The 20,761-nt window shown below is 64.7% G+C and carries 14 protein-coding genes, 1 tRNA gene and 4 pseudogenes; 10 read left to right on the plus strand and 9 right to left on the minus strand.

The window, feature by feature from the left end; all coding sequences use genetic code 11:
* Positions 1–25: 25 nt before the first annotated feature.
* The 4 genes and pseudogenes from ACZ1HC_RS09685 (at position 26) to ACZ1HC_RS09700 (ending at position 6,393) form a co-directional block, all read left to right on the plus strand.
* On the plus strand, positions 26–2,704 hold the full coding sequence (locus ACZ1HC_RS09685; protein ID WP_472699795.1) for an AMP-binding protein: 2,679 nt from the start codon (positions 26–28) through the stop codon (positions 2,702–2,704).
* A 372-nt stretch (positions 2,705–3,076) separates the two neighbouring features.
* Positions 3,077–4,275, plus strand: a pseudogene (locus ACZ1HC_RS09690) (IS256 family transposase).
* Positions 4,276–4,693: 418 nt separating this feature from the next.
* A pseudogene (locus ACZ1HC_RS09695) lies at positions 4,694–5,047 on the plus strand (transposase); the annotation flags it as partial.
* A gap of 147 nt (positions 5,048–5,194) precedes the next feature.
* Positions 5,195–6,393: pseudogene (locus ACZ1HC_RS09700) on the plus strand (IS256 family transposase).
* Between the two features lie 354 nt (positions 6,394–6,747).
* Here the strand turns inward: ACZ1HC_RS09700 and tnpC are convergent.
* From tnpC to tnpA, 3 genes are read right to left on the minus strand one after another with little or no spacing between them, the layout of a single operon-like run.
* Positions 6,748–8,370, minus strand: a complete 1,623-nt coding sequence (gene tnpC, locus ACZ1HC_RS09705; protein WP_472699796.1) for an IS66 family transposase — start codon at positions 8,368–8,370, stop codon at positions 6,748–6,750.
* A gap of 59 nt (positions 8,371–8,429) precedes the next feature.
* Positions 8,430–8,780 (minus strand): IS66 family insertion sequence element accessory protein TnpB, encoded by a 351-nt coding sequence (gene tnpB, locus ACZ1HC_RS09710; protein WP_472699603.1) that lies wholly within the window; start codon positions 8,778–8,780, stop codon positions 8,430–8,432.
* Positions 8,777–9,172, minus strand: coding sequence for an IS66-like element accessory protein TnpA (gene tnpA / locus ACZ1HC_RS09715; protein WP_472699017.1), 396 nt, complete (start codon positions 9,170–9,172; stop codon positions 8,777–8,779). The genes tnpB and tnpA overlap by 4 nt, the downstream gene beginning before the upstream one ends.
* A 64-nt stretch (positions 9,173–9,236) precedes the next feature.
* Here tnpA and ACZ1HC_RS09720 point away from each other — a divergent pair, with 64 nt between their 5' ends.
* Positions 9,237–9,602, plus strand: a complete 366-nt coding sequence (locus ACZ1HC_RS09720; protein ID WP_472699797.1) for a hypothetical protein — start codon at positions 9,237–9,239, stop codon at positions 9,600–9,602.
* A gap of 169 nt (positions 9,603–9,771) precedes the next feature.
* A protein-coding gene (locus tag ACZ1HC_RS09725) for an IS5 family transposase (RefSeq protein WP_472699015.1) occupies positions 9,772–10,541 on the plus strand; the annotation gives its coding sequence in 2 pieces (ribosomal slippage) (positions 9,772–10,108 and positions 10,108–10,541; 771 coding nt in all).
* Positions 10,542–10,730: 189 nt separating this feature from the next.
* Here ACZ1HC_RS09725 and ACZ1HC_RS09730 read toward each other — a convergent pair.
* The gene (locus ACZ1HC_RS09730; RefSeq protein WP_472699798.1) at positions 10,731–11,918 is read right to left on the minus strand and encodes an AIPR family protein; all 1,188 of its coding nucleotides are present in this window, start codon (positions 11,916–11,918) and stop codon (positions 10,731–10,733) included.
* Between the two features lie 852 nt (positions 11,919–12,770).
* Positions 12,771–12,846, minus strand: a tRNA-Ala gene (locus tag ACZ1HC_RS09735).
* 380 nt (positions 12,847–13,226) lie between these two features.
* Here ACZ1HC_RS09735 and ACZ1HC_RS09740 point away from each other — a divergent pair.
* From ACZ1HC_RS09740 to ACZ1HC_RS09750, 3 genes are all read left to right on the plus strand, one after another.
* Positions 13,227–13,835 (plus strand): HdeD family acid-resistance protein, encoded by a 609-nt coding sequence (locus ACZ1HC_RS09740; protein WP_472699799.1) that lies wholly within the window; start codon positions 13,227–13,229, stop codon positions 13,833–13,835.
* Positions 13,836–13,853: 18 nt separating this feature from the next.
* Positions 13,854–14,444 carry an NADH dehydrogenase ubiquinone Fe-S protein 4 gene (locus tag ACZ1HC_RS09745; protein WP_472699800.1) on the plus strand — a complete coding sequence of 197 codons (591 nt, stop codon included), beginning with the start codon at positions 13,854–13,856 and terminating at the stop codon, positions 14,442–14,444.
* A 64-nt stretch (positions 14,445–14,508) separates the two neighbouring features.
* Positions 14,509–15,507, plus strand: coding sequence for a flavin monoamine oxidase family protein (locus ACZ1HC_RS09750; protein ID WP_472699801.1), 999 nt, complete (start codon positions 14,509–14,511; stop codon positions 15,505–15,507).
* A gap of 41 nt (positions 15,508–15,548) precedes the next feature.
* Here ACZ1HC_RS09750 and ACZ1HC_RS09755 read toward each other — a convergent pair whose 3' ends face one another.
* Positions 15,549–16,181 (minus strand): glutathione S-transferase family protein, encoded by a 633-nt coding sequence (locus ACZ1HC_RS09755; protein WP_472699802.1) that lies wholly within the window; start codon positions 16,179–16,181, stop codon positions 15,549–15,551.
* A 118-nt stretch (positions 16,182–16,299) separates the two neighbouring features.
* The gene (locus tag ACZ1HC_RS09760; protein WP_472699803.1) at positions 16,300–17,259 is read right to left on the minus strand and encodes an MBL fold metallo-hydrolase; all 960 of its coding nucleotides are present in this window, start codon (positions 17,257–17,259) and stop codon (positions 16,300–16,302) included.
* A gap of 90 nt (positions 17,260–17,349) precedes the next feature.
* On the opposite strand from ACZ1HC_RS09760, the gene ACZ1HC_RS09765 reads away from it, so the two are divergent.
* Positions 17,350–17,787, plus strand: a complete 438-nt coding sequence (locus tag ACZ1HC_RS09765; protein ID WP_472699804.1) for a MarR family winged helix-turn-helix transcriptional regulator — start codon at positions 17,350–17,352, stop codon at positions 17,785–17,787.
* A gap of 186 nt (positions 17,788–17,973) precedes the next feature.
* Here the strand turns inward: ACZ1HC_RS09765 and ACZ1HC_RS09770 are convergent, their stop codons facing one another.
* Together ACZ1HC_RS09770 and ACZ1HC_RS09775 are read right to left on the minus strand one after the other, a co-directional pair.
* The gene (locus tag ACZ1HC_RS09770; protein WP_472699805.1) at positions 17,974–18,588 is read right to left on the minus strand and encodes an Isoquinoline 1-oxidoreductase subunit; all 615 of its coding nucleotides are present in this window, start codon (positions 18,586–18,588) and stop codon (positions 17,974–17,976) included.
* Positions 18,585–20,758: pseudogene (locus ACZ1HC_RS09775) on the minus strand (xanthine dehydrogenase family protein molybdopterin-binding subunit). The gene ACZ1HC_RS09770 and the pseudogene ACZ1HC_RS09775 overlap by 4 nt, the downstream one beginning before the upstream one ends.
* Positions 20,759–20,761: the final 3 nt, after the last annotated feature.

Consider the following 20,761-nt stretch of genomic DNA (forward strand, 5'->3'; position numbering starts at 1 on the left):
AGCGTCGGCTGGTTTTAAAGAGGGCATGGTGGAAGATTACAAGTTTTCCGATAATAATTTATTTTCCCTGTCCTCGGTCCAATCCCTTCCAGCCCAGAACAGCCTGAGCTTCCTGAAATCGGTCTTCAACTGTTGGGCTGAAGGGCAGCCGTTCGCGATCACCCGCGACCCCCTTGCCCTGGAGAGACTGGGACTTCATGTCAGGAAGGCTCCGGATCTTGAACCGCAACTGACAGGTTGGGGGCGCTTTCAGCATATACCCCGATTTGAAGACCATCCGGCGCAAATCACTTTCAGCTCGGGCACGGAAGGACGGGCCAAGGCGATCCTGCTGAGTCATCGCAATTTGGCTGATGTGGTTTTCCGCCTCAACAGCATCATGAAAGTCACGGGAGAGATCCGTGAGTATATCGGCGTGCCGGTTTCCTACTCTTTCGGCCTTGGCCGTGCGCGGGCAGTGGCTGCAGCGGGGGGTGCCTTTTTCCTGCCGGAGCGGTTTGATCCCCTGCAGATCCGCGACATGCTTGCAGCGGACGAGATCAACGCGATCTCGGCGGTTCCCAGTCTGTGGCGGACTATCCTGACGGATCCGGAGGTGATCGGGTCCGAAGGCGCGAAGATCCGCTGGATCGAGATCGGCAGCCAATACATGGCGGCGGCTGACAAGCTGGCAATGCGCCGGCTCTTTCCGAATGCCCGGATCGTACAGCATTACGGACTGACAGAAGCGTCCCGCACCAGCTTTCTGGACATCACCGATGCCCCCGAATCTGCCTTGGAATCAGTCGGAACGGTGACGGGCGGAACCGAACTGCGCATCGCCGACGAAGGGGCGATCGCGATCCGCGGCGACCATGTTGCCTTGGGTCAAGTCACCGAGGGAGGCGTGATCCAGCCCCTGACGGACGGCGACGGGTGGCTGGTCACCCGCGATCGGGGTGAAATCCGGGACGGGTGGCTTTACTACCTGGGCCGGCTGGACGACCAGATCAACCTGGCCGGCATCAAGATAGGGGCCGAGGCGATCGAAGCCGAGGTTCGGGCCTTGCTGCCTGCGGCACGAGACCACTTCGCCATCGCCCCGGTGGCCGACCCGGCCCGGGGTGAAGCCGTGCTGCTGGCCATCGAGAGCGAGGCGGACGATCATGCGCTGCTGATCGAGGAAGCCGCGCGGCTCGCCATGCGCCGGCGCGGGGTGCAGGTGGGACAGGGGGCAGGCGCGGCCCTGAAAGTCCTCCGGGTCGAGCGATTGCCGCGCACTGCCACCAACAAGATCCAGCGACGCGAGATTGCGCAACGCTGGCAGGCCGATGACGCTGCGGGGTTTTCCCAGGCATCCGCCATCAACCCGGTCGATCCGTCCATGGAACTGACCGCGGACGAGGCCCGTCTGGCAGGCGTCTGGGCCCGCGTCATCGGGTCCGAGAATCTGCTGCCACAAGCCAGCTTCTACGACGCGGGCGGGGACTCCCTCAGTTCGGTCCAGATCGGTTTGGTGATGGAGCGCGAGAAGCTGCCTCGGGCCGTCGTCCGCGCCACCTTGGAGGGCCGCAGCCTCCGCGAAACTGCCAGGCTGATGTCCGTTCAGGACGAAATGGCGGCCGGGATGGTGGCCTCTGCCGCGCCGCAGGTCGGGGCACTGCCCGATGCGGTTCGGCGCAGCTGGGCCATCACCATGACCCGCGCACTCATGGCTGTGTCGGTGGTGATCTCGCACTGGGGGCCAGGCCTGTTCGAACGTCTCGGGTCAGGCCAGAGAGCCGAAAGCGTGCTGGCCATGATCTATCGTGCCGGAACCCCGGGCTTCGCTGCCGTTTTCGGAATTGGAATCGGCTACTTCATGCTCCCGGATTTCGCGCGCAAGCGAGCCTCGGTGTTGCAGCGCCTTGGGGCATCGTTCCGGCTGGTCATGATGGGCATGGTGCTGATCGCCCTCGTCAAGCTGGCCAACCTGGCAGTACGCGGTGACGATATCGAAGGGCTTCCGATCGCCCACGCCTTCTACGGGGTGCTGGGGTATTACGCGCTCATGTTGGGCACGGCGCGTTGGTGGCTGCCCGCTTTGGCCCGCTTGCGTCATCCCGTGCTGTGGCTTTTGACGGGCCTGCCGATCCTGTGGCTGCTGTGGCAGATCGTGCCCGGGTTCCTGCCCGGGGACCAGTTGCAATCCGTTCTGGAATGGCCGCGCCTGATGCTGGTGGCCGGTTACAACGTCTTCAAGCTGACGTCGGTCGCCGCGGCAGGCATGGCCGTCGGGGTCTGGCTGTACTGGCGCAAGGATAGCGCAAAGGCTGCCCGTCTCCTGGCGGTGGCAGGTATCCTGGGTGCCGCGCTGACCGTGATGGCCTCTCTCGAGGCCTACGGGCCCGACGTGTTCCTGCTGCGGGAAGGCGTCTTCTTCACCTCGCTGCCGGGGCTGGTCTTTTATCTGTCGGCCGCAGTGGCTTCGGTCGGAATGTTCTTGGCGCTGCTTCTGGCATGGGAGAGCCTGGGCGCAGCCTTGCGCCTGCCGCTGAAGCTTCTTGTGGTTGTAGGTGGGCTGGCGCTGCCGATCTATGTCTTTCACGGATTGGTCATTCCCGGACGCGACCTTCTGGTGGCTTTCGGTGTGCCCGGTTCTGCTGCCTTGATGACAACCATGGGCGCGTTCGTGGGCGTCATGGGTTACGCAGGTCGCCGGCTTTGGCGAATGTATTCTGGCTGACGATAGGGGCTCTGTTGCACAGATCGGGCAACGCTCGGAGCCCGTATGGACCTATCCTGCGACCTGTGGAACGGCTGTGCCAAGGGCGGCCGGTCCAGGCCGATCGACCGCAGCAGGCTCTCGGCGACCCGGTCGTCTGTTGCGGCTCCAGGCCCAAGACGATCGTCATGGTCAGGCAGGTCTGGAACGCAGCGCCACTGCAAGCTGGCTGGCGCTCGCGCTTGCGGGCTGTGTCCCATGTGGTGGTGTAGGAGGCCGCGCGCGGAGCCTTTGGCGTAGCGCAGCGCGCGGCCGTAGGTAACGCTGGCGGTCATCGCCGATCTTCGGAGTAGGTTTGGGTTGCAAGACCTGAAACCTGGAATGGAGACGACGATGACCAATGACAGAATGGCGCTAATCGAGCTGGTTGAGAAGCAGGCTGATGGCGATCTCGTGCGCGAGATGCTGGCCTTTGCGGCCGAGCGGATCATGGAAGCCGAAGTTGAGGCGCGGACAGGGGCTGCCAAGGGGGCGCGAACGCCCCTGCGGGAGGTTCAGCGCAACGGATACCGTGACCGCGATTGGGACACCCGTGCCGGGCGGATCACGCTGGAGATCCCGAAGCTCCGGAAGGGCAGCTACTTTCCCAGCTTTCTGGAACCGCGCCGCACAGCCGAGAAGGCCTTGGTGGCGGTGATCCAGGAAGCCTATGTTCACGGTGTCTCAACCCGCTCGGTCGACGACCTGGTCAAGGCCATGGGCGCAGGCGGCATGTCCAAAAGCCAGGTCAGCCGCCTCTGCGCCGAGATCGACGAGCGGGTGAATGCGTTCCTGAGCCGTCCGTTGGAGGGCGCTTGGCCCTACCTGTGGCTCGACGCGACCTACCTGAAGGTGCGCGAAGGCGGGCGGATTGTCAGCCATGCCGTGATAATCGCTGTCGCCGTGAACGAGGATGGCAAGCGCGAGGTGCTGGGGGTCGCGACTGGCCTCTCTGAGGCCGAGGCGTTCTGGATGAAGTTCCTGCGCTCCTTAGCCGACCGCGGTTTGCGCGGCGTGAAGCTGGTAATCGCCGACGACCACAAGGGTCTGCGGGCCGCCGCGCGCCGGGTCTTCAACGCAACCCACCAGAGATGCCGGGTTCATTGGATGCGCAACGCCTTGGCCCATGCTCCAGCCAAGAGCCGCACCGCCATGGCGGCGATGCTGAAGACGATCTTCGCTCGAGGCAAACCAAGGCCGAGGCGGAAAAGCAGTGGGATATCGTCGCGGATGCGTTGCGTGAGAAGCAGTCGAAGCTGGGCGCCCTGATGGACGCCTCCCGTGACGACGTGCTGGCCTACATGTCCTTCCCCCGCGAACACTGGGCTCAGATCGCCAGCACAAATCCACTGGAACGGGTGAACCGCGAGGTGAAGCGACGCGCTGACGTGATCGGCATCTTTCCGAACGATGATGCAGTCATTCGTCTCGTCGGCGCGCTGATGCTCGAGACAAACGACGAGTGGACCGTCGCCCGGCGCTATATGAGCCTTGAAACGCTCGCCCGCGTCACCGACAATCCCAACGTCAGGCTGCCCGCCGTGGCATCCTGATCGAACCCTAATCTTTCCGGGGGTCGGCGCTCATACACCATGCCCTGGGGCACTATCCGCTTGCGGGTGGGGGCGGCTTTCCAAGTGATGGGAAGACCGAACCAGATCGTCAGCGCAATTTAATGGGAATATCTGGTGGAGCCAAGGGGAGGCGAACCTGAGCAGGCGTAACCCTCTAAAGCACTTGAATAATTGCATTTTGCGATGCATTTGTGTGGGGTAAGCGTGTGGGGGACGGCCTGTGGCAGACTATGTCAATCAACGAAGACGGGGGCTGTGTCCCATGTGGTGGTGTAGGAGGCCGCGCGCGGAGCCTTTGGCGTAGCGCAGCGCGCGGCCGTAGGTAACGCTGGCGGTCATCGCCGATCTTCGGAGTAGGTTTGGGTTGCAAGACCTGAAACCTGGAATGGAGACGACGATGACCAATGACAGAATGGCGCTAATCGAGCTGGTTGAGAAGCAGGCTGATGGCGATCTCGTGCGCGAGATGCTGGCCTTTGCGGCCGAGCGGATCATGGAAGCCGAAGTTGAGGCGCGGACAGGGGCTGCCAAGGGGGCGCGAACGCCCCTGCGGGAGGTTCAGCGCAACGGATACCGTGACCGCGATTGGGACACCCGTGCCGGGCGGATCACGCTGGAGATCCCGAAGCTCCGGAAGGGCAGCTACTTTCCCAGCTTTCTGGAACCGCGCCGCACAGCCGAGAAGGCCTTGGTGGCGGTGATCCAGGAAGCCTATGTTCACGGTGTCTCAACCCGCTCGGTCGACGACCTGGGGCTGTGTCCCATGTGGTGGTGTAGGAGGCCGCGCGCGGAGCCTTTGGCGTAGCGCAGCGCGCGGCCGTAGGTAACGCTGGCGGTCATCGCCGATCTTCGGAGTAGGTTTGGGTTGCAAGACCTGAAACCTGGAATGGAGACGACGATGACCAATGACAGAATGGCGCTAATCGAGCTGGTTGAGAAGCAGGCTGATGGCGATCTCGTGCGCGAGATGCTGGCCTTTGCGGCCGAGCGGATCATGGAAGCCGAAGTTGAGGCGCGGACAGGGGCTGCCAAGGGGGCGCGAACGCCCCTGCGGGAGGTTCAGCGCAACGGATACCGTGACCGCGATTGGGACACCCGTGCCGGGCGGATCACGCTGGAGATCCCGAAGCTCCGGAAGGGCAGCTACTTTCCCAGCTTTCTGGAACCGCGCCGCACAGCCGAGAAGGCCTTGGTGGCGGTGATCCAGGAAGCCTATGTTCACGGTGTCTCAACCCGCTCGGTCGACGACCTGGTCAAGGCCATGGGCGCAGGCGGCATGTCCAAAAGCCAGGTCAGCCGCCTCTGCGCCGAGATCGACGAGCGGGTGAATGCGTTCCTGAGCCGTCCGTTGGAGGGCGCTTGGCCCTACCTGTGGCTCGACGCGACCTACCTGAAGGTGCGCGAAGGCGGGCGGATTGTCAGCCATGCCGTGATAATCGCTGTCGCCGTGAACGAGGATGGCAAGCGCGAGGTGCTGGGGGTCGCGACTGGCCTCTCTGAGGCCGAGGCGTTCTGGATGAAGTTCCTGCGCTCCTTAGCCGACCGCGGTTTGCGCGGCGTGAAGCTGGTAATCGCCGACGACCACAAGGGTCTGCGGGCCGCCGCGCGCCGGGTCTTCAACGCAACCCACCAGAGATGCCGGGTTCATTGGATGCGCAACGCCTTGGCCCATGCTCCAGCCAAGAGCCGCACCGCCATGGCGGCGATGCTGAAGACGATCTTCGCTCGAGGCAAACCAAGGCCGAGGCGGAAAAGCAGTGGGATATCGTCGCGGATGCGTTGCGTGAGAAGCAGTCGAAGCTGGGCGCCCTGATGGACGCCTCCCGTGACGACGTGCTGGCCTACATGTCCTTCCCCCGCGAACACTGGGCTCAGATCGCCAGCACAAATCCACTGGAACGGGTGAACCGCGAGGTGAAGCGACGCGCTGACGTGATCGGCATCTTTCCGAACGATGATGCAGTCATTCGTCTCGTCGGCGCGCTGATGCTCGAGACAAACGACGAGTGGACCGTCGCCCGGCGCTATATGAGCCTTGAAACGCTCGCCCGCGTCACCGACAATCCCAACGTCAGGCTGCCCGCCGTGGCATCCTGATCGAACCCTAATCTTTCCGGGGGTCGGCGCTCATACACCATGCCCTGGGGCACTATCAACTGTGCCGACAGCGAAGACTTCGACTTCAACAAAGGCGGTCGTCTTTATGGTGACTTCCAGGACATGAGCCGTGAGGCACGGCGGAGCATCCTAATCGACGGTCAGACTGTTGTTGAGCTAGACCTTAAGGCATCGCAGCTAACCATCCTCTATGGCATCACCAAGACACCGATGCCGGAGGGCGATCCTTACCACATAGACGGGATACCGCGATCAATCGTGAAGGCCATTGTGACTGCCATGATTGGTCTTGGGCATACCCGTATCATGGTAAGCATCCGGCGTAGGCGGCGGTCATGCAGCGAGTTGGCGCTCCGATGGCTGCCACGTCCATGGCAGAAGGTCCTGCACGCGTGAAGCCGTTGTGTTGGGGAGCTTGGCAAGGACGTCGGCGAGCCAAGCCTGCGGGTCGATGCCGTTCATCTTGGCGGTGACGATCAGAGAATACATGAAGGCGGCGCGGTCTGGGCCGCGCTCGGATCCAGCGAAGAGCCAGGACTTCCGTCCCAGCGCGATACCGCGCAGTGCGCGCTCGGCCGCGTTGTTTGTCAGGCAGACGCGCCCATCCTCGAGGAAGAGCGTGAAGGCGTCCCATCGGTTCTTCTTGAACATGTAGGCGATCGCCTTGGCGACGGGGTTGTGCTTCGACATGGTTCCCTGTTCGGCCCGCATCCAGTCGTGCAGCTCCTCGACCAGGGGGCGGACCAGCCGGTGCCGGGCGTCGAGCCGGCTGGCGATGTCCAGACCGTTGATCTGACGCTCGATATCGAAGATGGCGTCGATCTTCCTCACGGCTTCCAGCGCGACAGGCGATATGTCGTGCGCGGGCTTCTTCTGACGGGCATTTTCCTTGATGTCGGCGAGCTCGAAGAGCTTCCGTCGGGCATGGCTCCAGCACAGGGCGCTCAGCACGGCCCCCGGATCACGATCACCGCGATAGAGGTCGTTGTAGCCACCATAGGCATCGGCCTGGAGAACGCCCTGCCACCCCGCAAGATGCCGGTTCGGATGCGCCATCTCCCTGTCGCGCGAGAAGTGGAACAGCGCGGCCGGTGGCGCGCCGCCGCCAAAGGGCCGGTCGTCGCGGACATAGGTCCAGAGCCGCGCTGTCTGCGTCCCTCCCTTCGCGAGGAGGGGGACCGTTGTGTCGTCGCCGTGGAGGCGCTCGGCCGCCAGAACATGGTTCCGGATCAGGGCGTGGATAGGTGCCAGAGCCGCGGTGCAGGCCCCGACCTGGTCGGCCAGCGTCGAGAGGCTGAGATCGACGCCTTCCTTTGCATAGCGTTCTGCCTGTCGGTTGAGCGGCTGATGCTGACCGAACTTCTCGAACAGAACCATCGCCAGCAGGTTCGGTCCAGCCCATCCCCGCGGCGCGGGATGGAAGGGCGCCGGCGGCTGGCTGATCTTCTCGCAGGCCCGGCAGGTGAACTTCTCACGCACCGTCTGGATCACCTTCCACTGACGCGGGATGACCTCGAGCGTCTCGGTAATGTCCTCACCCATCTTCACGATACGGTCCGAGCCACAGCAGGAGCACGCTGTCGGTGCCTCGATCACCACCCGCTCGCGCGGCAGATGGTCCGGGAACGGCTTGCGCACCGGGCGGCGACGCTCGAACCCGGCGACCGCCGTGGTCTTCGCCTTCCCGGCGGCAATCTCGTCCTCGGTGGCGGCGGCCTCGAGTTCCTCGAGCTGCAGCTCCATCTGGTCGATCAGGCGGGCGCGGCGCTCGGCGCTATGGCCGTAGTGGTCGCGCCGGAGCCTGGCGATCTCCAGCTTGAGGTGTTTGATCATCGCTTCCGAGGTGGAGACCACCGCCCGGGCCTGCGCCAGTTCGCTCTCGGCGGCCTCGGCACGGGCTTGCGACGCCGCAAGTGCGGCACGCAGTCGGGCAATCTCGGAAGCGGTATCGGACATGCCCGAAGCATACCTCGAGCTGGCGAAACGCCCAACAAAATATGGGCTTTCGCAAACTATTATCCCGCCTTTGTCGGGCGTTGTGTCCACCGCGGATTGCGCCAGTCCATCCCTTCCAGAAGATAGCCGAGTTGCGCCGCCGAGATCTGCACGGCCTCGCCGGTGCCGCTGCTCGGCCAGATGAACTTCCCGGCCTCCAGCCGCTTGGTATAGAGCGACATGCCGACGCCGTCGTGCCAGAGCAGCTTGACCAGGTCGCCCTTGCGACCGCGAAAGCAGAATATCTCGCCCGCATGTGGATCGCGCCCCAGACCCTGCTGCACCGTCAACGCCAAGGTGTTCATGCCGCGCCGCATGTCGGTGACCCCGCCAGCGATCCACACGCGCACCCCCGCCGGGAAGGCGATCATCGGCCCTCGATAACCAGCAGGAGCCGGGCTAATGCGTCCGGGTCCACCGACGAGGACACGAGCAGGCGCCGTCCGTTCCGCAGAACGATCTCGAGCTGGACGTCGGGGGCCGGCTGCCGCGGCGACTGCGCATCAATGTCCGGCGCCATCTTCACCGGCACGAAAGCAGGACCGCTTGCGATCGCAAGTTCGCCGTTCCGATACTGTCGCCGCCAGACGGTCAGCAGTGAACGCGAGATACCATGCCGCCGCGCCGTCGCGGTGACCTGGCGAGACCCCCGATGGCTTTCCTCGACCACCCGGATCTTGTCCGCGTCGCTCCAGTGCCGCCGCCGCGGCGCGTCCTCGGCGGACAGGATCTCGATCTGGGGTGTGAACGTAAGGTCGACCATAAGGTCGGACTTATCATCCCCCACAGCGCCCCGTCAGACGGCCCCCGCCGAAGGGTTACGTATCATGCGCTGGCCGACGGAGAGCAAGAGACGCCTCATGGATGAACTTGGGAGCGAACAGCCAATGACCTCCAGGACTTTCGGCAAACTCTACCCGATCAAGGCCACAGCAGCGGTGGTGTTGAAGCGGCATCCGGTCCTGTATCACCTGTCGCCTGGCAAGTTAGACTGGGCAGACCTTCAGTTCATTGAAAGCGAGGTGCTGATTTCAGCCATTCTTCAGCTTGGAGAAGACTGCGGCATCCCGGCTCTGCCGATCCATGACAGCATCATCGTTCCAGAGAAGGACGTGGTCATTGGGCGCATGTGCCTGTCTGGGGCATTCAACCGGAAGGTAAGGCGCACCCCGGTTATCGAGATGAAGGAGTGAAGGGGGGAGGGCACGGGCCCTGGAGGGATAGGGTGGGTTTGTTGATGAATTGCAGCAGCCAACCCATGACCCCTAGAGGAGCTTAGAGGAACCTAGGGTCAGGACCCATTAATCGGCTTGCGGTCGCCTTGGCTGCGTGATTCACGCTCCCGAACTGATGGGGGCAATGATGAGCAATCTTTTCTGGCTGACCGACGAGCAGATGGAGCGTTTGAAGCCGTTCTTTCCGAGGAGTCATGGCAAGCCGCGGGTTGATGATCGTCGGGTCTTGAGCGGCATAATCTTCATCAATCGTAATGGGTTGAGATGGTGCGATGCGCCGCGTGAATATGGACCTCCGAAGACGCTCTACAACCGATGGAAGCGGTGGGGCGACATGGGAGTCTTCGCCAGGATGATGGAAGGACTGGCCTCCGAGGGTGCCGAGCAGAAGACCATCATGATCGATGCGACCTACCTGAAAGCGCACCGCACGGCTTCGAGCCTGCGGGCGAAAAAGGGGGGCCCGACGACCAGCGCGGACGTTTGATTGGCAGAACGAAGGGCGGGCTCAATACCAAGCTACATGCCGTTACCGACGCCAAGGGACGGCCCCTGAAGTTCTTCATGACCGCGGGCCAAGTGAGTGACTACACCGGAGCCGCCGCCCTGCTGGGCAGCTTGCCCGCTGCCGAGTGGATGATCGCGGATCGCGGTTACGACGCCGACTGGTTCCGGGAAGCGTTGAAAGACAAGGGGATACGCCCTTGCATCCCGGGGCGGAAGTCGCGCGGCAAGGCGGTCCGCTACGACAAGCGGCGCTATCGCCGCCGCAACCGCATCGAGATCATGTTCGGTCGCCTGAAAGACTGGCGCAGGGTCGCAACCCGCTATGACAGATGCGCCAAGACCTTCCTGTCCGCTGTCGCACTCGCGGCAACCATCATGTTCTGGCTTTGAAGATCAATGAGTCTGGACCCTAGGGCATTACCGTGAACGCTAATCCGCTAACCCCTCAAGGGTCTTTTAAAGCTTGTAGGACATCTGTAAGCGGACAAACGAACGCTAGACTTGGCAGTAATCCCATTTGCCTGCCATGCTAAGAGCCTTAGTTGATCCCGCCGGGACTAATCCACGGCGGGGGTCCGTTCAAGAAGCTAGCGCTTGGCGTTGGAGATCACGCTTCGCGACGATATTGTGAAGATTTGCCCAATGGGGTCTGCTCTTTCCAACAGACTGCGGGTTGCGACCCAATTGGTTGCTCATTTCATGTGTAGACTTAAGTAGGGTGAAGGCATCATCCTGCCATGCCTCGAGAACCTCACTGAAGCCATCACGCCACCGCATAACACCAACTTCGTCGTCATATTTAACGAACCAGCGGAAGGCTGCAAGGATTGGATAAAGAGCCCCATTGACCATCCGATACTCAGCTCTCTGGCCCGTAAAGGGGAAATCCCACATACCTTTCGACTTCTTTTCCGAGAAAGCAAGGCCTCCGGCTTTGCCCCCTTCGCTCTTGTCATTCCAGATGTGGTAATAGTCACGGCGTATGATATCGTGAAGCCTCAAGATATCCTTAAGGATGGGGCGCATTCCTTCGAAGCTCTCCGCTTTCTGTTCGAACGCCTTCAGAGCAACTGACTTCTTCTCATACCCGTATACTGGATGGTCATCACCCTCATTGGGGTGAAGGCTAACGTTGAACATCGCAAGTAGACTTACCAAGTCCCGTGCGTCGTATTCACCAGGATCATTCTCCGACCAGGCAATCTTGCCATAGTAAGGGGCTGTCCGAATTTCGTCTTTGATCCACTGAAACGCATTCGCCAAGTTGTCTAGGCTCATATCCTGAACCTGAACGGATGTATTCAATCCGCCCGCAATCTCTGGTATCCACATGTCAGGAACCCCAACGCGCACTTCAACTGTGACGTATTGATCTTCAGGCAGATCGGGGCTGGCTTGCGCCTCAGTTATTAGCGTGTATGTGTGACCCCCATCCAGGATGCCGTGCACGCCATCGACCATAGCAATCTCGTAAGTGTCCTTCGCTAGAACATTCACGCTCTGTGCAACGATCGTAATTCCTTTATTCTTCAGGTGAAATGTGCCGGGTTCGCAGTCTTGATTGAACAGGCTCGCCTTAACCCGCTGATAGACTCGTTTGCTAGTTTTGGGACGACGAGCATTGGGATCAAGGGGAATGCCAGAAGGCAATGACTTCACGGGAACTACAAAGATGTGTCGTTCTAAGCCGTGCGTGTCCTTGAAATTAGGGTCCGGAATACGACGCGAAAGCGGCGCGACGATTGTCGCGCTGTTGATGCTGGCCATGCCAACTCTCCTAAGTGATGCAGTCTCCGACTGCTCATGGGTGTTACCGCCGTGCCGCCATCCAGCGACCGACTCATCAACGCTGCCATACTGCCGTAAGACTAGCAAGAGCGTTTTCTGCGCGATTATCGAAGAACATGCGGGGCTTGGGCAGCGTTCACGACCCATTCCGTTGTTTACAGTGCTAAGAGCGGACGAGAGCCGTATTCTAAGCAGACGTGATTGTAGAACATTGAGGCTGTGGCCTCGTCCACATCCATGTCCGACACTCTGCCTTGCCTAGCGACCGATTGCCTCGGCAACATCTGGGTGCTCCGACGTCTCTAAGCCGGCCCCTCATGGCATGGCGGAAGCTGTGAAGGGTCTTAACTTCGCTGACTAGCTTGTTGTCCTTGAGCCACTTGTTGATAGCCGCTGACGCCGACGCCGCATTGACCGGGGTGTCAGGCTTGCTCGGAGCGAAAGCCGGAAAGAGCAGATCGCCTTTTGTCTTCGTGCCCAGTTGGCTGCCCACGACGCCTCACCCACCAGAGGGACCTTGCGTTCGGAGGCGCTGGTCTTCACCCGCCGAAGGTCATGAGGCTTGATGATGGCGTGGGGAATGGCAGCGTCTAGAACAACGTCTGACTTCCGGAGGGCGATGATTTCTGCGAGCCGAGCCCCCGTGTCTGAGATCATGGCTATCTCCAAACGCAAAGGATGTTGAACGGCTATACCTGATCACCCCCGCCTCACATTGACCGCCCAATATGCCCAGTATGTGGAGCATGTGTGGGGTAAACGTGTGGGGGAACAGCGGACGGTCCTCCAATTAATCCAATAGCCTCAATCGTTTACGAGAGTTATTGAATTTGGTGGAGCCAAGGGGAGTCGAACCCCTGACCTCTTGAATGCCATTCAAGCGCTCTACCAACTGAGCTATGGCCCCACCGGAGGTCTGCAGGGTCTGCCGACCTTGCGTGAGCGGTCTATAGGGTCGGGCGAAACGGCGCGCAAGCGGAAAATGTGCCCGTTTTGGAAGTTTGCCGGCGGTGCCGCAGGGCGCGCCGTGGGCTCTGGTCCCCCTGATCTTGTCCCAGCGTCGCGGGTCTTCCCGGGTCGCTGGACGGCTCATGTCTGGCGGCCCGTTCTTGACAGACGGGCCGCGGCGCCAATCTTTTTCATGCGTGTAACGGGATCTTTCGGGCGTGCTGCCGCGGGGGTAGGGGATCGGGAACCGGACCTTCCCCGGCAGGCGTTCCTGCGGCGGGGCCAAGAGATCCCGGGCGGCCCGTCCGCCGCCGGCACCAAGGAAAGGAGGATGATACCATGACCGATCGCGTTCTTGGGGCAGACATGATCTGCTCACTGTCGCGCAACTGGTGGGCCTTCGTCCTGCGAGGCGTGGTTGCGCTGATCATCGCCGTGCTGGCCTGGCTGATGCCGGCCGGGGCGGTGATTGCCCTGACACTGGTCTTCGGCGCTTTCGCCTTCGCCGATGGGGTCTTCGGCCTGATTTCGGCGGTTCGCAACATGCGCAAGGGCGAACGGTGGGGCTGGCTTGCGCTTGGCGGGGTGCTGGGAATCCTGACGGGCCTCGTGGTGCTGGTGGCGCCTCTGGTGGCGACCATCGGGCTTGCGGTGTTCCTGTGGGTCAGCATCGCCTTCTGGTCGATTGCGTCCGGCATTGTGCAGATCGCGACGGCGATCCGGCTGCGCAAGGAGATCGAGGGCGAGGTCTGGCTGGGCCTGGGTGGGGCGCTGTCGGTGCTGCTGGGGATCGTGGTGCTGTGGTTCCTGATGGCCCGTCCCGTCGAAAGCCTGCTGGCCCTGGGCTGGCTGCTGGGGATCTATGCCGCGATCTTCGGCATCGCCATGATCCTGCTGGGGCTGAAGCTGCGCGGCCGCGCGGACAGCCGCACCGGCCTTCCGGCCTGATGTTCAGGAGGTGATGCCATGTCCCTGCAACGGACCCATAACCGCCCGCCGTTCCGGCCCCGGATCCCCGGCACCGGGCTGAGGTCGGATGACGTGCCGCAGGCGGTGATCTATCGCCCCGCGCGCCCGGTCAAGCAGAGCGGTCCGCGCCCGCGGCCCTGGGTCGTCGAGTTCGACGCCAGGCTGGCCCCCGAAATCGAGCCGCTGATGGGCTGGACCGCCAGTGCCGATCCCTACCGGCCGATCCGGCTGGGCTTCCCGGACCGCGAAAGCGCGGTGGCCTTTGCCGAGCAGAACGATTGGCCTTACCTGGTGCGCGACGACGCCCCCGTGCAACGCAGCGCCACTCCGAAGCCGTTCTGGTGGGAACAGACCGTCGCCAGGAAGTCTGCCGCCCCGCGGGGTGCCCGCCACGGCGATATCGCGCGCCCTGCGGCAGGCAGGCCGGTGTCGCAGGACGGCGCGGACGCTTCGGGGCGACAGGACGACCCGGACGATCCGCACGGCGATCTTGACGATCCGGTGTTCCTGGCGGGTCTTGAATCCTTTCCCGCCTCGGATCCGCCCGCTTGGACGGGCTCTGCCCTGCCGTCGCGCAGCAGGTGCTGATGCGGCAGGCTGACATCCCCCTCGGGGCAGGGGCGCGCCGTCTTCGGCCGGCTGCGGGTTGCCGATGAGCCGGCAGATCGACATCGCCATCATCGGCGCCGGCCTGTCGGGACTGGCGCTTGCCCGGGCGCTGCAGGCCGATGGACGCGACGTGACCCTGTTCGAGGCGCGCGACCGCCCGGGCGGCCGGATCCTGACGCAGCACGGCTTTGACCTGGGGCCGGCCTGGATCTGGCCCCACAACCGCCGGGCGCTGGGGCTGGCGCGGGCCCTGGGGCTGGAAACCTTTCCGCAATATGCCGAGGGGCGGCTGGTATTCGAGGATGCGGCCGGCGCCATCCGCCGGGATCTGGCCCTTGCCACGATGGGCGGTGCGCTGCGTCTTGCGGGCGGTTTGTCCCGCCTGACCGACGCCCTGGCCCAAGGGCTTGGCGCGGCGCTGCGCCTTGGTCATCCGGTTCAGCGCGTGGTTGAGGAGGACAGCCGCATCACCCTGATCGACGGCGGCGGTGCCGCCTGGCACGCGGACCGGGCGGTCTTGGCGCTGCCGCCGCGGGTGGCGGGGCCATTGGGGGTTTCCGTCCCGGACGTGCCGACCTGGATGGCGGGTCAGGCCAAGCTGGTCGCGGTCTATGACCGGCCGTTCTGGCGGGCGATGGGGCTGAACGGCGACGCCATCTCGCACCGGGGGCCGCTGGCGGAAATCCACGATGCCTCGCCTCTGGATCTGGCGCGGGGCGCGCTGTTCGGCTTTGTCCTGCCGGGCGCCGCGCGGCAGCCTGGCTTTCAGGCGCAGGCCCTGGCGCAGCTTGGACGGCTTTTCGGCCCCGAGGCGGCCCGCCCAAGCCAGGTTCTGATCAAGGACTGGAGCGTGGATCCCGCGACGGCCACGCCCGCCGACGCCAGGCCGCTTCCCGCCCATCCCGCCTATCGGCCGATCGCGCCGCGGCACCGCCTGGTCTTCGCAGGAACCGAGACGGCTGCCACCGAAGGCGGCTTTCTGGAAGGCGCGCTCGAGGCGGCCGAGGCCGCGCATCTGCACCTGTCCAGCGTCTCGGCCTGATCGCCACCGGGCGGGCAGGGCGCCGCCCGGGTCTTGCTGGCTCAGTTCTCGGTGGGCGCCGTCGCCTTGAAGGTGTCGTCGGCGGACAGGCTGTCCCACCAGTCCTGCATTCCCGGAACCGACAGAAGCCGCGGGCCGTCCGGGGTCATCGCCGCATAGGCGACCAGCGGCCCCAGCAGATAGTCGGGATAGCCCGGCGTCTCGCCGCCCAGGAACCGCGCGCGGCCCCTGATCTCCATCACCGCCTTTGCCAGCGTCACGGCTTGGTCCAGGCCTGACTGCCGGGCCTGGTCGTTCTTGCCGCCGACCAGATCGGGAAACAGGTGATAGGCGACGAAGCCGATGATCGCGCCATAGCCATAGCTGTTGATCATCGACGCCGCCTCGTCGGCCTTGGCCCGCGCCTTGGGATCGGCCGGCAGGACCGCCGGATCGGGGTTGCGCGCGTCGAGATAGCGCACGATGGCGTCCGTCTCGCGCAGGCGCATCCCGTCGATGTCCAGGACCGGCACCTTGCCGAAGGGGTGGCGGGCCAGATGATCCGGCGTGCGCGTCTCGCCCGCCAGCACGTTGACCGGCACCTGGTCGTAGCCGATGCCCTTGAGGGCCAGCACGCAGCGCACCGTGCGCACATAGGTCGAGCCGCTGAAGCCGTAGAGCGTCGCATCCGTCATGTGAAACCTCGCTTGTGGAAGGGTTGAAGCGTCCCGCCGGGGCAGGGGCGCGCGCGCCCCGCAGACCCCTGGCGGCACCGGCTTGACCGCCCCGGCGGCCTTGCCGGGGCGCGGCAGGCTACATCCAGGTCGCCGGGACATAGCGGAAGGCGTCGCCTTCGGGCAGGATGCGGCCGATGCCTGGGAAGTGGATGTGGCTGCCCGCGACCAGCATCCTGTCCGCCGCCACCATGTCGAAGATGCGCCGCCGCGACGCCGCCGCCTGGGCGGGATCGCTGTCGAAGCCGAAGCCCACATCCGGCAGCGCCGTGTGCACATCCGCCGAATGCAGCGTGTCGGCGATCATCAGCAGCTGCCTGTCGCCGCCGTCGATGCGCAGGACGGAGTGTCCCGGCGTATGGCCCGGCGACAGCATCAGGGTGATGCCGGGCGCGACCTCGGCCCCGTCCGCGATGCGCGTCATGCGATCGCCATAGGCGGCAAAGACCGCCTGCGCCAGCTGGAATGTCGGCTGCGCCTCGGCGGGGGCGCGGGCCATCATCGCGGCATCCGTCCAGAAGCCGGCCTCGACCTCTCCGACCGCAAGCTGGGCGTTTCCGAACACTGCGGTGTCGCCCTGGATCAGGCCGCCCATGTGATCGACATGGGCATGGGTCAGCACCACCAGATCGACATCGTCCGGCGCGACGCCTGCCGCCGCAAGGCCGGGCATCACCCGGCCGAAGCCCGGCCCGAAAGGGGCCTGCTCGCCCATGCCAGCGTCGATCAGGATGGTGCGGTCCGCCGATTGCAGAAGGAAGGCAGACACCGGCGCGGGCGCGGCATCGGGGCCGATGCCGGCCTCGGCCAGGACCCTGTCCACCTCCTCTCCACCCAGGAAGAAGTCCCGTCCCAGCGGAACGATGCCGTCCAGCAGGGCCGTGATGCGGTAATCGCCCAGAGAGGCGCCATAGAGCGCGGCGCCCGCGGGCGCGGCATGGCCCGCGGCCAGGGCCGGCCCGGAACCCGCCCCGACGGCGCCAGCGACCGGCAGCGCGGCGGCAGCTTTCAGCAACGTGCGGCGGTTCATTCGGTCCATCCGGTTTCCTTTCGTGCAAGAACAGTTCGTGTACGCACAGAATGAGACAAAAGGTTTGATTCGGCAACAGGCTTTGCTAGATGCACAGAAATGGAAAACGCGCTCGCCCTTGATGAGATGGTCTGCTTTCAGGCCTACAGGCTTCACCACGCCTTCGGGCGCCATTACCAGGCCGCCTTTGCGGGGATCGGGCTGACCTATGCGAAATACGTCGTGCTCAAGGCCCTGCAGGAACGCGAGAAGATGTCGCTGACCGAACTTTCCGCGCGGCTGGGGGTCGAGCCCAACACCCTGTCGCCCTTGTCCAGGAAGATGGCGGGCTGCGGAACCATCGAACGGGTGCGCGATCTCGAGGATGAGCGGCGCATCGTCCTGCGGCTGACGCCGCGCGGCCTTGACCTGCTGAAAGAGGCCGACGTGATCGCGTCGGACAAGTTCGCCGCCCTGGGCATTTCCGCCGAGGAGACGGCGCAGGCGGTCGCGCTGATGTCCCGCCTGCGGACGGCGCTTGAAGGTTCCGTCCCCTGACCGGAGGCCGCGGCCGCGCTAGGCTGCCAGCCAGCGGCGGGTGCGCCCGTTCCGGGACCGCGGAAGGCTGGCAGCCACCGGGCGGTTCATGCTGTCCGCCAGTGCGATGGCACTGGCGGTTCACTCACTTTTCGGGGGGCAGCAGCCGCAACCGGAGAGCAGCGGGTTTTCAGCTTGGCTGCGGGGTCATTCCGCAGGGCAGGCGGCGCCCGTCTCGATCCAGGCGAGGGTCAACTCGCCGAAGATCTCTTGCGTGCCGGGGGCCGGTTCGCGTCCGGTTCCGGGTTCCCAGCCCCAGCCCACCAAGCCATCCTCGGCGTTGTGTTCGTGCAGTTCCGCCAGGGTTCGCCCGCCGTTCCGCTCGGGGTCCTTGAGCTGCGTGCGGATCTCGGCCACCGTCTTGCCGATCCAGGCCTGCTCGATGGGTGCCAGCATCCAGGGCGAGTGGCCCGGGATCGAGCCTTCCCCGGAGGCGTAGTCCACGTTCCTTTCGCTGTGGCACACGTTGCAGGTCATCCCCGGCGCGCCGAAGTCGCTGTCGCCCCGGACGACCGGCGGTTCATGGATGTGCATGTCCATGCCCTGCCGGGGGGTGTTGTCGGCCGGATGGCAGTTCAGGCAGCGGGGGTGCTGGATGACCTTGGCCATTTCCTGAAACAGCGCCTGCGACCGGGCGGTCTCGTCCGCGACGCTGTCGAACTCGTCAACGGTGCGCAGGCCGTTGACCTCCTCGCTCCAGCCGGCCGATGCGGCGGACAGGGCCAGGATCAGCGCCACGGCCGAGGTTTGCCAGGATCTCATGCGTTCACTCCGGTAATGAAAGGCAGCCGCGTCACGACCTGCCCGGTCAGCGCCCTCCAGGCGTTTCCGACGGCAGGGCCGATGGGCGGCGTTCCCGGCTCGCCGACGCCGGTCGGATCATAGCCGCTGTCCAGGACCTCGACCTCGATCTCGGGCATCTCGGAGATGCGCAACATGCGGTAGCCGTCGAAGTTGTTTTCGGCCACGCGGCCGCCGGGCAGCAGCGTGATCTGGCTGTAGAGCAGCGCCGACAGGCCATAGCCGATGCCGCCCTCCATCTGGGCCCGGATCACGTCCGGGTTCACCGCCACGCCGCAATCGACGGCGCACCAGACCCGGTGGACCCGCGGCATCCCCCCTGGTTCGAGACCTCGGCGATCTGCGCGACATAGGTGTTGAAGCTCTCGTGCAGCGCGATGCCATAGCCGCGATCGCCCTTGACCTTCTGCCCGTCCCAGCCGGCCATCGCGGCCACCCGTTCCAGAACCGCCCGGTCGCGGGCCGCGTCGCCCCGCAGCAGATCCAGCCGTCCCTGCAGCGGATCCTTGCCCGCCGCCTCGAGCAGCATGTCCAGAAACACCTCGGTTGCATAGCCGGTATGGGTATGGCCGACCGACCGCCACCACAGCACCGGAACCCGGCTTTCCATCCGCACCCAAGCGGTGCGGAAGTTGGGAAGCGTGTAGGGCATCTTGGTCGCGCCTTCGTAGGCCGAGGGATCAAGCCCCTTGTCCATCATCTGCTCCATCGGGCCGCCAGCCATGATGGACTGGTTGGCCAGCACGTCCAGCCAGCCGACGATGTTGCCGTCCGCGTCGATCCCGCCGCGCATCCTGTGCACGGTCATCGGGCGGTAATATCCGCCGTGCAGGTCGTCCTCGCGCGTCCACAGCAGCTTCCACGCGCCGTCCCGGCCCGCGGCCTTGGCGATGGCCGCGATTTCCGCGGCCAGATGCGCGTCGGGCTGCGCCCTGCGCCCGAAGCTGCCGCCAGCGAACATGACGTTGATGGACACCTGCGCCAGGTCGATGCCCAGCGTCTTGGCGACGGTCGGCCGGTCGAGCCCCGGGAACTGCGACCCCATCCACAACTCGGCCGCGCCCTCGCGGACCTCGATCACCGCGTCCAGCGGCTCGAGCGGGGCATGGGCCAGGTAGGGGAAGCGGAACTCGGCCTCGATCACCTGCGCGGCGCCCTCGAGGGCGGCGTTGACGTCGCCCGCCTCCTCGGCCACCAGGCCCTCGGTCGCGGCCGCCTCGGCGAAGGCCTGCAACATTTTCTCGGATGACCGGGTCTCGGCCTCGCTATCGTCCCATTCGACCTGAAGGGCCTGCCGCCCCTTCAGCGCCGCCGCCGTCGAGGTGGCATAGACCGCTACGCCGAAGGGGATTTCGCGCACGGCGACGACGCCGGGCACCGCCATCGCCGGGGCCGGGTCGAAGCGCGCCACCCGCGCGCCGAAGACGGGGGGATGGCGGACGACGACGGTTTCCATGCCCTCGCGATAGACGTCCAGCGTGAACATCGCCTGGCCGGTGGACTTGGGCCGGCTGTCCAGCTTGGTGACCTTGGTCCCGATCAGGTTGAACTGCGCCGGATCCTTCAGCACCGGATCCTCGGGCGCGGTCATGGCCGCGGCGCGTTCGGCAAGCTGGCCGAACCGGGCGCTGCGGTCGCTCGCGGCGTGCCGCACGGTGCCCTTCGACACCTCGATCTCGGCCGCGGGGACGCCCCATTCCTCGGCCGCGGCAGCGACCAGCATCGCCCGCGCCGCAGCGCCGGCCTTGCGCATCTGCGAATAGGAATTGGCCATCGCGGTCGAGCCGCCGGTCCCCTGCATCCCGAAGAACAGGTTGGCGTAAAGCTGGTCGTTGGCCGGCGCCGCCTCGGCGCGCATCTGCGCCCAGTCGGCGTCCATTTCCTCGGCCACCAGCGTCGCCAGACCGGTATAGGGCCCTTGGCCGAACTCGATATGCTTGATGAGCACCGTCACCGTGTCGTCTGGCGCGACCCGGATGAAGGCATTGGGGGCGAAGGCGCCCTCGGACGGGGTGTCCTGTCCCAGGATGGCTGCGGCGCCCGATTGCGCCCGCAGCGGCACCGGCAGCGCCACGGCGATCACGAGCCCGGCCGAGGCGGAGAGGAACTGGCGGCGGCTTTGTCTGGTCATCGG

It is taken from the genome of Paracoccus sp. BR5-17 (assembly GCF_055693925.1).